Raw genomic sequence first — 12099 nt, forward strand, 5'->3', positions numbered from 1 at the left:
CTGTCAGGTCAGGATTTCCCGCTGGAACGGCTCCAGCAGCAGCCGGACATCCGGCACCCCCTGGAGCTGGCCCGCACCCTTGACGGCGGCATCCCGATATCCCCAGCGGTCATCGTGGGAGAAGGGGAGATGGTATACCACCAGATGCTCCGGCCGGATGGCCTGTTCGATGAAGTGACGGCCCTTCCGAAGAGTCACCCAAGGGAAGTTCAAAAGGGCCAGATCAATGGGGCGGTTGCCGATGAAATCCCGCAGCTGCGGGTCCGCCACGGCGCAGTCTCCGGCGATCAGGACCCGGAAACCGTCATATTCCAGGATACAGCCGTAGTGGGGGACCTCCCGGTACTGTGCACCCTCGTGAGTCAGGCGCATGAAGTCCATGTGCAGCCCCTCCAGGGTGAGATGGCTGCTGGGACCGGCCAGCACCAGCTGGCGGTCAAACTCCTGCTCCGGCAGCACCAGGGCCACCTGCGGATTTTGGGCAATCACCTGCTCTGTCAGGGCGCGGGAGTAATGGTCCGGATGGCAGTGGGTGAAAAAGAGCAGATCCGGGCTGGCGAAGTCCGGATGAGCCTGAAGAATGTTCCAGCGCTCAGGGGTGACAGTGGAGAACCCCACAACCCGATGGTCGTGGAGCGCGTCGGACCAGACCCGCATGGCACCCAGATGCAGGGCGACCCCGGCGTTGACGCTGAGTGTGATTTGGCAATGGGACATGATGTCGCTCCTTGTGTGTACAGGATTTTTACTTGCGGGACAAACGTCTTTCAGAATAAAATTTCAAAATGCCATGATTTGCGTAAGGCTTGCGTAAGAATCGGCGCTTTGCGGTTTTATGGTTGATTATACCATACTTTTTCCGAAAAATCAGCAAAAAGTCCAAAAATAATTTATTTTTCTGTTAAAATTGCCATATTTTTGCTGTTTGTACAAAATTGGCAAAGAGCCACAGAACAAAAATGGGCAAAATGACAAATTTCCGATTGCTGATTGATATTGAATTGGCAAAGTGATATGCTTGTCTCCGTTAACAGAAATTTAATATGTATTTCTGTGAAACAGGCGGCTTTGCGGCAGTTTATTCATACGGCATGATAGACAGGCAACTATTCATGCGCAGGAGACGTATAAATATTCTGTTAAGACGGGGCGCCACACTAACTGAAGGGATTGATCGAATGAAAACCTACAAGACGATCATGAACGGGCTCACCAAAGTCGAGGAATTCGTGCTCTGCGTGATTACCGTCGTGGTTACAGCGATCACGTTTATCAACGTGCTCTCTCGGTATGTTTTCCACTCCAACTTCGCGTGGTCCGAGGAGCTGGTCATCAACGTGTTCATCCTGATGATCATGCTGGGCTGCGCCCTAGCTACCAGAGACGGCAGCATGATTACGCTGTCCCTGATCTTCGACAATGTGGGCGTCGGGGGTAAAAAGATTCTGACCGTGATTGACACGGTCGTGAACCTGATCTTTTACGCCATCCTGATCTACACCGGCTTTAACAAGGTGTTCGATCAGATCAGCACCGGCAAAGAGACCTTCTCTCTGGGCTGGCCCGAATGGGTGTTTACCATCCTGCTGCCCATCGGCTCCATCTTCCTGGTGCTCCATGCGATCGAGTATCTGGTCGACGTGATGAGCAACAAGGCCGCCTGTGTGAAGCCGGCTGAGACAGAGGGAGGCAAAGAGACTGTATGATTAACTTGATCCTGTTCGGCAGCTTCTTCGTGATGCTGCTGCTGAATATCCCCATTGCCGTCAGCCTGGGTATGTCTTCCATTTTCGCCCTGCTCTTCAGCAGTTCCCCCCTGACGGTCGTCCCTACCAACGTGTACAGCGGCATGGCAAAGTTCCTGCTGCTGGCTATTCCGTTCTTTGTTCTGTCCGGCAACATCATGGCCAAGGCGGGCATCTCCAGCCGTCTGGTGGCGTTTGCTGATGACTGCGTCGGCCATCGGCGCGGCGGCATCGCCATCGTGGCTGTTATCGTGGCCTGCTTCTTCGGCGCCATCTCCGGCTCCGGTCCCGCCACCGTGGCGGCTCTGGGCATTATCCTGATTCCCGCCATGATCAACCGCGGCGGCTTCTCCGCCCCCTTCGCCTCTTCCCTGATGGCCAGCGCCTCCTCCATCGCCATCGTCATTCCGCCCTCCATCGCATTCGTGGTGTACGCCTCCATCACCGGCGTCTCCGTGGGCGATATGTTCATGGGCGGCTGGATTCCCGGCATCATGATGGGCCTGTCCCTGGTGATCATCATCATGATCGAGTGCCGCAAGAAGGGCATCCAGGCATCCAAGGCAAAGTCCTCCTGGGGCCAGCGCTGGAAGTCCTTCCGTGAGGCCTTCTGGGGCTTCCTGATGCCCGTCATCATCATCGGCGGCATCTACGGCGGCGTTTTCACCCCCACCGAGGCGGCTGCCGTCTCCGTGGTATACGGTCTGGTGGTCGGCGTCTTCATCTATCGTGAGGTCAAGATGAAGGATATGATCGATATCCTGGTCGACTCCGGCAAGACCACCGGCGGCATCATGCTGATCATCGGCGCGGCCACCCTGTTCTCCTATGTGTGCACGGTGTTCGGCATTGCGCAGGCGGCCCAGGCTCTGCTGCTGGGGATCTCCGGCAACAAGTACATCTTCCTGCTGATCGTCAACGTGATCTTCCTGATTGCAGGCTGCTTCGTGGACGCCAACTCCGCCATGTACATCTTTATCCCCATCATGTACCCCGTAGCCACCCAGCTGGGCATCGACCCCGTCCACTTCGGCGTGATCGCCACAGTGAACCTGGCTATCGGCCAGGTGACTCCTCCCGTGGGTGTCAACCTGTTCGTCGCCATCGGTGTGTCCGAGAAGCTTCAGGGCCTGCGGGACAAGACCAAGGTCACCATTGTCTCTATGTCCAAGGCTGTGTGGCCCCAGATTGTGGCATGCATTATTGCGCTGCTGCTCATCACCTATGTGCCCTGGTTCTCTACCGTGCTCTTGTTCGGCAAATAAGCATCTCCTGACTTGGCTGTAACCGCGCTTTGCGGTTTCAGATAATACCTGCTACAACTATTTTAAGGAGGCAAAACAATGAAAAAGTTTCTTGCACTGCTCCTGGCGCTCACCATGGCTCTGGCCCTGGTGGCCTGCGGCGGTGGCGATGACGCTGCCAGCGATACCACTGCCGACAGCGGCGATGATGCTGCCGCTTCCACTGGCGAGTTCGAGGAAATGACCTGGAAGTTCGCCTGCTCCGCCACGGAGACCTCTCCCTGGGTGGACGGCGCCAAGGAGTTCGCCCGGATCGTGGGCGAGAAGACCGGCGGTGCCATCACCGTTCAGTACTATCCCGCTGACCAGCTGACCGCCGGCAACCAGACCGACGGCATCCAGGCCCTGATGGACGGTACCACCGAGTTGTCCATGCACTCCAACCTGATCTGGTCCTCCTTCGACCAGCGGTTCAACGTGGTCTCCCTGCCCTTCCTGTTCAGCAGCACGGAAGAGGCTGACGCGGCCCTGGACGGCGCCGGCGGCGAGGCTCTGGGCGAGATTCTGGAGAGCACCTACAACGTGCACCTGCTGGGCATTGCGGAGAACGGCTTCCGCCACATCACCAACAGCAAGCACGCCATCGCCAGCAAGGCTGACATGAACGGCCTGAAGATGCGTGTCGCGGGTTCCCAGCTGCTGAACCGCTCCTATGAGCTGTGGGGCGCCGACTACACCAACGCCAACTGGTCCGAGGTGTTCACCGCTCTGCAGACCGGCACCTACGACGGCCAGGAGAACCCCCTGCCCACCGCTGATGCCGCTTCCATCCAGGAGGTCCAGAGCTATCTGACCTATTGGACCGGCGCTTATGACTGCCTGTTCTTCTGCATGAACGCTGAGCTGTACAACTCCCTGTCTCCCGAGCTGCAGGCCATCGTTGACGAGGCCGGCCAGGCTGCCTGCGAGTACGAGCGTGAGCTGAACCGCAGCCAGGATCAGGAGATCATGGACAAGTGGGCCGAGGCTGGCGTTGAGATCACCGAGCTGACTCCCGAGGCTGCTGCTGAGTTCGCTGAGGCTTCTGCCCCCGTGTACGACGAGTTCGCCGACGAGCTGACCCCCGAGCTGATCGAGGCTTTCACCAGCGTCACTCAGGCTGATGCTGGCACCACTGAGCCCGCCGCCTAATTGAAGAGGCAGCCTGCGTTTCCGTATAAACAACGGTTAAGGTTTCGTAAGTTGCGTTAGCTGAGAGGACGTGGCTGCAGGAAACTGTTGCCACGTCTTTTCAGAGAACATAGGTGAAAATTTTGACGATTTCACCGCCCAGCGCATCTGTCCCAGCAAATTTCAAAGAGTGCCGACAGGAGAGTCGGCAGAAGGGAGTTTTTCCTATGGCAGCAACAAAGGCAGCAAAATACACCAAGGAACTGGCGGAGCACTTTTATGAGACCATGTGCACCATCCGCAAGTTTGAGGAGAGCGTGAAGCACGACTTCCTGAATGGTGAGATTCCCGGCTTCGTGCACCTGTACATCGGTGAGGAGGCCATCGCCACTGGTGTGTGCTCCGCTCTGCGGAAGGACGATATGATCGAGTCCACTCACCGCGGCCACGGCCACTGTGTGGCCAAGGGCGCGGATGTGAACCGCATGATGGCTGAGATCTTCGGCAAGAAGACCGGCCTGTGCCAGGGCCGCGGCGGCTCCATGCACATTGCCGACTTCTCTGTGGGTATGCTGGGCGCCAACGGCGTCGTGGGCGGCGGCTACAACCTGGCCACCGGCGCTGCCCTGGCCAGCAAGATGATCCTGAAGAACGACCGGGTTTCCGTGGTGTTCTTCGGTGACGGTGCCTCCAACCGCGGCACTTTCCACGAAGCCATGAACGTCGCTTCCGCCTGGAAGCTGCCCGTGATCTTCGTCAACGAGATGAACTGCTGGGCTTCCACCACGCCTTACCGCACCACCTGCAATGTGGAGAACATCTCCGACCGCGCGGCGGGTTATCATGTGCCCGGTGTGATCGTGGACGGCCAGGATGTCTTTGCTGTGTATGAGGCCGCCAAGGAGGCTGTTGCCCGTGCCCGTGCCGGCGAAGGCCCCACGTTCATCGAGGCCAAGACCTACCGCATTGAGGGCCACTTCGTGGGCGACCCTGAACTGTATCGTGACCACGCCGAGACCCAGAAGATCTATCACGACACCGATCCTCTGAAGATGTTCCGCGCCAAGGCCGCCAAGCTGAAGCTGATGACCGCCGAGGAGTGCGACGCCATCGATGCCAAGTGTGAGCAGAAGATCAAAGACGCCAAGGAGTACGCTATGCAGAGCGAGTACGCCGATGCGTCCGAGTACATGAAGTACGTCTACGTGGATGACTAAGGCGAAGGAGGACAAATACGATGCGTAAGATCACTTTTTCTCAGGCCACTCAAGAGGCCATGGCCGAGACGATGGCGAAAGACCCCACTGTATTCGCAATGGGCGAGGACCTGGCCCGTCAGGGCGGTATCTTCGGTCAGTTCAAGGGCCTGCCCCAGCAGTTCCCCGGCCGGATCATTGATACCCCCATTTCCGAGACCTTTATCATCGGCGGCGGCGTAGGCGCGGCTCTGGCCGGCGCCCGTCCCGTGGTGGACATGCACTTCGCCGACTTCATCGGCGTGCCCATGGACGAGATCTTCAACCAGATGGCAAAGGTCCGCTACATGTTCGGCGGCCAGGCCAAGGTGCCCCTGGTCCTGCGTGCGCCCGACGGTTCTGCCGGCGGCGGCGCTGCACAGCATTCCCAGTGCGTGGAGTCCTGGTTCGCCCACATCCCCGGCATCAAGGTTGTGGCGCCCTCCAATCCCTATGACGCCAAGATGGTGCTGAAGGCCGCCATCGAGTGCGATGACCCCGTGCTGTACTTCGAGAACAAGATCCTGTACAAGGAGAAAGGCGAAGTGCCCGAGATCGGCGAGGAGGAGCCTTACACCCTGGGCAAGGCCCGCGTGGAGCGTGAGGGGAAGGATGTGACCATCGTGTCCTACTCCATCGGCATGAAGAATGCCCGCGGCGCTGCGGACCTGCTGGCCAAGGAGGGCATTGAGGCCGAAGTCATCGACCTGATCACCCTGTCTCCCTGGGATAAGGAGACCGTGCTGAACAGTGTGAAGAAGACCCACCGCCTCTGCATCGTCCACGAGGCTGTCAAGCAGGGCGGCTTCGGCGCGGAGATCTCCGCCACCGTCGCGGAGGAGGCCATGGAGTATCTGGATGCTCCCATCCTGCGGTACGGCGCTCCCTTCTGCCCGATCCCCTTCGCTCCCACCCTGGAGAAGATGGTGAAAGTGGTTCCGGAGGACCTGGTAAAGGGCATCAAGGGCATGTTTTAATGCCTGTTGAAAAGGAGATTTTCAAGTATGGCAACTGAAGTATTGATGCCCAAGCTCGGCCTGACGATGACCGAGGGCACCATTGAAGAGTGGAAATATAAAGAGGGCGACGCTGTCAAGAAGGGGGACATCCTGTTCTCCGTAGCGACGGATAAGCTGACCAACGACGTGGAGTGCGAAGAGGACGGCACCCTGCTGAAGATCCTGCTGCCGGAGGGCGAGACCGCCCCCTGCAAGAGCGTGATCGCCTGGATCGGCCAGCCCGGCGAGGCGATTCCGGATGCCTCCGGTGCCGCCGCGCCCGCCGCGGCCGCGCCTGCTGCTCCTGCCGCTGCGCCGTCCGCAGCCTCTGCCGCGGCTCCTGCCGCCGCCCCCACGGCCCATGCGGACCGTCCCGCCGGTGCCTACGTGCTGGCGACTCCCTACGCCAAGAAGCTGGCGAAGGAAAAGGGCTATGACCTCTCCCAGATCCCCGGCACCGGCCCCAACGGGACCGTGGTGGCCAAGGACGTGGAGAACTTTGTGGCCGGTCCCAAGACCAGCCCCATGGCTGCCAAGCTGGCTGCCGAGCTGGGCGTGGACGTCAGCAAGCTGGACGTCCAGGGCCGCGTGATGAAGGCGGACGTGCTGGCCGCCGCCGGTGTGGGTGCAGCCGCAGCTCCCGCCGCTGAGGCCGCTGCCGCTGTTGAGAGCAACGACGAGAAGCCTGTGAAGGTGAATCCGCTGCGCCGCAGCATCGCTGCCAACATGACCAACTCCTGGCACACCTCTCCGCGGGTCACCTACACCCGTCCGGTGGAGGTCACGGCTATGAAGGACCTGCGGGCCAAGCTGAAGGACGGCCTGAAGGAGCAGGGGATCAAGCTGACCTACAACCACATCCTGATGAAGGTGGTTGCCAAGGCCCTGACCGAGTTCCCCGACGTGAACGCCAGCTTCGCGGACAATATGCTGACCCGCCACAAGCACGTGAACATGGGCCTGGCGGTCGCCAAGGGCGATGGCCTGATCGTGCCCAATGTGAAGAACTGCGAGGAGAAGTCCCTGGCACAGATCGCCCAGGAGACGGAGGCTCTGATCGAGGCCACCCGCACCGGCAAGCTGGGCATGGAGGACATGACCGGCGGCACCTTCACCATCTCCAGCCTCGGGCCCTATGGCATCACCAGCTTCTCTCCCATCATCAACCAGCCTGAGCTGGCGATTCTGGGCGTGTGCGACATGGTGGATACCCCTGTGGTGCGCAACGGCGAGATCGTGATCCGGACCATGATGAACCTGAGCCTGACTGCCGACCACCGCGTGATCGACGGCGTGATGGCCTCCAAGTTCCTCAAGCGGATCGCGGAGCTGCTGGAGAACCCCTACATGCTCCTGGTGTGAGATCAAACAACCCATTCAAGGGAACCCGGCCTGTGCCGGGTTCCCTTTGAGGGGTCATTGTCCAAAATTTGACGATCCAAACAACTCAAAGGCCGAATTAGAGGCGGTTTTTGGGTAAGTTCATGAAAGAAGGACAGAAATTATGGCAACTGAAGTTCTGATGCCCAAGCTGGGTCTGACGATGACCGAGGGCACCATTGAAGAGTGGAAGTTCAAAGAGGGAGACACCGTCAAGAAGGGGGACATCCTGTTCTCCGTGGCGACCGATAAGCTGACCAACGACGTGGAGGCCGAGGAGGACGGCACCCTGCTGAAGATCCTGCTGCCGGAGGGCGAGACCGCCCCCTGCAAGAGCGTGATCGCCTGGATCGGCGCCGCCGGAGAGGCGGTTCCCGATGCTGCCGGCGCCGCGGCTCCCGCCGCACCCGCTCCCGCCGCTCCTGCTGCACCTGCCCCGGCTGCAGCCCCCGCCGCAGCTGGCCAGAAGACCGTTATCGTCGTGGGCGGCGGCCCCGGCGGCTATGTGGCTGCCATCCGGGCGGCCCAGCTGGGCGCCAAGGTGACCCTGGTGGAGCGCGAGCACATCGGCGGCACCTGCCTGAACATCGGCTGCATCCCCACCAAGTGCTTGCTGCACAGCGCGGAGCTGGTGTCCGAGATCAAGGAACAGGGTGCTGACATCGGCGTGAAGGTCTCCGGTGTGGAAGTGGATTTCCCCCAGGTGATCGCCCACAAGAACGCCATCAGCAAGCAGCTGACCCAGGGTGTTGCCGGTCTGCTGAAGCAGAACAAGGTCGCCCGCGTGGACGGCGAGGCCAGCTTCACCGGCCCCAAGACCCTCTCTGTGAAGAAGTCCGACGGCTCCGTGGAGGAGATGACCGCCGACGCCATCATCGTGGCCACCGGCTCCGTCAACGCCCAGCCGCCCATCCCCGGGCTGAAGGAGAATCCCAACTGCATCGACTCCACCGGTGCGCTGAGCCTGGAGAAGCTGCCCAAGAGCATGGTGGTCATCGGCGGCGGCGTCATCGGCCTGGAGCTGGCCTGCGCCTACGCGGCCTTCGGCACCAAGATCACCGTGGTGGAGGCACTGGACCACATGCTGCCCATGCTGGACGGCGACCTGACTGCCATCGGCGTGAAGCACATGAAGAAGATGGGCATGGAGTTCAACCTGGAGTGCCCGGTGCAGGCCGTGGAGGCCTCTCCCGTGGGCGCCAAGGTGGTCTGCAAGAACAAGGCCGGCGAGACCGTCAGCTTTGAGGCGGAGAAGGTGCTGGTGGCCATCGGCCGGAAGGCCAATACCGCCAGCCTGAACCTGGAGGCTGCCGGCCTTGCCAACGACCGGGGCCGGATCATCGTCAACGACAAGATGGAGACCAGCGTGCCCGGCGTGTACGCCATCGGCGACTGTGTCTTCGGCAAGGCCCAGCTGGCCCACACCGCCAGCGCCATGGGCGAAGTGGCTGCGGAGAACATCATGGGGATCCCTGCCGTGTATGACGAAAAGACCAACCCCACCTGTGTGTATATGGAGCCGGAGGCTGCCTCTGTCGGTCTGACCGAGGAGCAGTGCAAGGCCAAGGGCATCGACTACAAGGTGGGCAAGTTCCCGCTGGTGGCCAACGGCAAGTCCCTCATCATCAATGGCGGCGAGGGTCTGGTGAAGATCATCGCTGACGCCAAGTACGAGGAAGTGCTGGGTATGCACATCATCGGGCCCCGGGCTACGGACCTGATTGCCGAGGGTGCTCTGGCTCTGCGGCTGGAGGCCACCGTGGATGAGCTGATCTCCACGATCCACTCTCATCCCACGGTTTCCGAGTCCGTGCGGGAGTGCGCTCTGAACGTCCAGAAGCGCGCCATCCACATCAAGAACTGATTGCGTTTCCCGATGACAAGGGCCGCCGCTATCAAGCGGCGGCCCTTGTTGCTGCGTGAAGAACGGTATGGTGCCTAAATGGCGCGGCAAAACTCCAGTGTGCAGTCCAGGAGGATATAAATGCGGGAAGCCCCCGTATACCTCCAGATTTGCCTGACAGCGTAACAGGAATACAGCGTGTGGAGCTGCAGGGGGTACTGTACCGGTCGGGAAAGACGGGGCGTTTCATTTTCTCCTTTGCTTGTCCACGCCGATCTTTTATGAGAAATGCCGATCAGGAGATGCACGCTGAACGCTGAAGCATGGGATGAGGCGGGGGGATTCAACTGTCATGTTCACGCTTTTCTGGCATATACCTGCCTGTCGTTATGGTTATATCATAAATAGAGTGAAGATATTGCGCATGTTTTGCATCTGATACATTTCACCATGGAGAAACGGGAGGAACGGCCTTGAAGAAGCGGAGAAATCCCGCTATAATGGGGTGGCATGAACGGACAAGGAGGGCAGGAGACCATGGCGGTGACCGGACGGTTTGCGCCGTCGCCAAGCGGGCGCATCCATTTGGGGAATATTTTGTGCTGCCTGCTGGCTTGGCTCAGCGCCCGGCAGAAGGGCGGGAGAGTGATCCTGCGGATCGAGGATCTGGATATCGCGCGATGTCCGCGGCGCTATGGGGAGCAGATGTGCCGGGACATCCAGTGGCTGGGACTGGACTGGGACGAGGGACCTGTCATCGGCGGCCCCAGCGGCCCCTATGAGCAGAGCCGGAGGACGGCGCTGTATCAGGCTGCTCTGAGGCGACTGGAGGCCCAGGGGCTGGTCTACCCCTGCTTCTGTACCCGGGCGGAGCTCCATGCCGCCAGTGCTCCCCACCGGGAGGATGGACAGGTGGTCTACCCGGGGACCTGCCGCGGTCTGACCGCGGAGCAGGCGGCAGAGCGGGCCCGGCGCACAGGCCGCGCCCCCGCCCTGCGGCTGTGGGTGCCGGAGGAGGAGATCACTTTCACCGACGGCCACATGGGGGAGTACAGGGAGTGGCTGCCTGCGGACTGCGGGGATTTTCTGCTGCGGCGGTCGGACGGCATATTTGCCTATCAACTGGCGGTGGTGGTGGATGACGCGGCCATGGGCGTCACAGAAGTAGTGCGGGGGGCGGACCTGCTGGCGTCCACCCCCAGACAGCTGCTGCTGTATCGGCTGCTGGGACTGGAGGCACCGGCGTTTTACCATTTCCCGCTGCTTCTGGGAAGCGATGGACAGCGGCTCAGCAAGCGGAACGCGGATGCAGGGCTGGACACGCTGGGAGAGCGGTATACGGCACCGGAAATCCTGGGAAAGCTGGCATATCTCGCAGGCTTCAACCCCTCGGCAGAACCCAGAAGCGGGGAGAGCCTGCTGGAGGACTTTGCCTGGGAGAAGGTCCCCAGAGCGGATATCCGCATTCCGGAGGGACTGTTTTGAAAAGGAAGCGGCACAGGCTGACAGCCTGTGCCGCTTCTTTAGTTGCTTTGTCCCGAAAGGGCGTCTGGAATCTCCACTTCTGCCATCAGCTCCCGGCTGATGATGGTGAGCATCTCCTCCAGCTTGGCGCACTCCGCCGGGGTAAACCGCTGCGTGATGCGGTTCATGACGGCGGTCATGTAGGCCGTGCTGATGTTGTAGTAGTCGATATACTTCTGAGTGATCTCCAGATGGTATTCCCGCCGGTCGTCGGAAGACTGGACCTTGCGGATGTAGCCTTTCTTGATGAGGCTGTTGACCTTGTATGCCGCGTTGGGAGGGGAGATCCGCATGAAGGTGGCAAATTCATTCACCGTGGGACTGCCCAGAGCCTGAATGGCCTCCATGCAGAAGGTCTCCACCGTCGTCAGACTGGCCTCACGATCCTGAAAGCGGCTGAAGATCTCCTGGTAAAAGTGCAGCTTGAACTTGGTGTACACGTTAAAAAAAGCGTCTTTCAGCATGGCTGCAAGCCCTCTTTCCCGCGCCTTGCCCGCATGGCGGGAAAGCGTCGGCTGTCATTCCGCACCGATGGCGAAGGTCAGTTCCGCCGTACAGGCCAGTTCGCCGTTGACCGTGGCCTTGCACTCGCCGATGCCCACCGGCCCGCGGCGCTTGGTGAGAACGCACTCCATTTCCAGCACGTCGCCGGGGGTCACCTTCCGGCGGAAGCGGGCGTTTTTCACGCCGCCGAACAGGGCGATCTTGCCCTGGTTCTCCGGCAGGGAGAGGATGGCCACGGCGCCCACCTGGGCCATGGCCTCCAAGATCAGCACACCGGGCATGACGTGCTCCTGGGGGAAGTGGCCGCAGAAGAACTGCTCATTGACGCTGACGCACTTGCGGCCCTTGGCCCACTGGCCGGGCTCGTAATCGGTGATCCGGTCCACCAGAGCAAAGGGGAACCGGTGGGGTAGGATCTGCGCGATCTGGTTGGAATTCAATTCGTTTGCCATGGTC

The 12099-nt window shown here is 60.4% G+C and carries 11 protein-coding genes; 8 read left to right on the forward strand and 3 right to left on the reverse strand.

The window, feature by feature from the left end; all coding sequences use genetic code 11:
- Positions 1–3: 3 nt before the first annotated feature.
- A complete protein-coding gene (locus OCV80_RS04980) occupies positions 4–717 on the reverse strand; it encodes an MBL fold metallo-hydrolase (RefSeq protein ID WP_136891486.1) in 714 nt (237 codons plus the stop codon).
- Between the two features lie 461 nt (positions 718–1178).
- On the opposite strand from OCV80_RS04980, the gene OCV80_RS04985 reads away from it, so the two are divergent.
- The 8 genes from OCV80_RS04985 (at position 1179) to gluQRS (ending at position 11100) form a co-directional block, all read left to right on the forward strand.
- Complete coding sequence (locus OCV80_RS04985) at positions 1179–1706, forward strand: TRAP transporter small permease (RefSeq protein WP_036630559.1); 528 nt, start codon at positions 1179–1181, stop codon at positions 1704–1706.
- Positions 1703–3010, forward strand: coding sequence for a TRAP transporter large permease (locus OCV80_RS04990; protein WP_267288254.1), 1308 nt, complete (start codon positions 1703–1705; stop codon positions 3008–3010). Before OCV80_RS04985 ends, OCV80_RS04990 begins: the two co-directional genes overlap by 4 nt.
- 78 nt (positions 3011–3088) lie before the next feature.
- The gene (locus OCV80_RS04995; protein ID WP_021749710.1) at positions 3089–4180 is read left to right on the forward strand and encodes a DctP family TRAP transporter solute-binding subunit; all 1092 of its coding nucleotides are present in this window, start codon (positions 3089–3091) and stop codon (positions 4178–4180) included.
- Between the two features lie 206 nt (positions 4181–4386).
- Positions 4387–5376 (forward strand): thiamine pyrophosphate-dependent dehydrogenase E1 component subunit alpha, encoded by a 990-nt coding sequence (locus OCV80_RS05000; protein ID WP_021749711.1) that lies wholly within the window; start codon positions 4387–4389, stop codon positions 5374–5376.
- Between the two features lie 20 nt (positions 5377–5396).
- Positions 5397–6371, forward strand: coding sequence for an alpha-ketoacid dehydrogenase subunit beta (locus OCV80_RS05005; protein WP_021749712.1), 975 nt, complete (start codon positions 5397–5399; stop codon positions 6369–6371).
- A gap of 27 nt (positions 6372–6398) precedes the next feature.
- On the forward strand, positions 6399–7754 hold the full coding sequence (locus OCV80_RS05010) for a dihydrolipoamide acetyltransferase family protein (RefSeq protein WP_119310588.1): 1356 nt from the start codon (positions 6399–6401) through the stop codon (positions 7752–7754).
- Between the two features lie 142 nt (positions 7755–7896).
- Positions 7897–9636 (forward strand): dihydrolipoyl dehydrogenase, encoded by a 1740-nt coding sequence (gene lpdA, locus OCV80_RS05015; RefSeq protein ID WP_119310589.1) that lies wholly within the window; start codon positions 7897–7899, stop codon positions 9634–9636.
- Between the two features lie 516 nt (positions 9637–10152).
- Positions 10153–11100 (forward strand): tRNA glutamyl-Q(34) synthetase GluQRS, encoded by a 948-nt coding sequence (gene gluQRS / locus OCV80_RS05020; RefSeq protein WP_174233009.1) that lies wholly within the window; start codon positions 10153–10155, stop codon positions 11098–11100.
- Between the two features lie 38 nt (positions 11101–11138).
- Here gluQRS and OCV80_RS05025 read toward each other — a convergent pair whose 3' ends face one another.
- Both OCV80_RS05025 and fabZ read right to left on the reverse strand, forming a co-directional pair.
- Positions 11139–11603: a MarR family winged helix-turn-helix transcriptional regulator gene (locus OCV80_RS05025; RefSeq protein ID WP_021751414.1), complete on the reverse strand. Its 465-nt coding sequence runs from the start codon at positions 11601–11603 to the stop codon at positions 11139–11141.
- Between the two features lie 54 nt (positions 11604–11657).
- A complete protein-coding gene (fabZ, locus tag OCV80_RS05030; protein ID WP_119310591.1) occupies positions 11658–12095 on the reverse strand; it encodes a 3-hydroxyacyl-ACP dehydratase FabZ in 438 nt (145 codons plus the stop codon).
- Positions 12096–12099: the final 4 nt, after the last annotated feature.

Origin of the sequence: Oscillibacter acetigenes, from assembly GCF_025567605.1 — a bacterium.
GTDB classification, from domain to species: domain Bacteria; phylum Bacillota; class Clostridia; order Oscillospirales; family Oscillospiraceae; genus Oscillibacter; species Oscillibacter welbionis.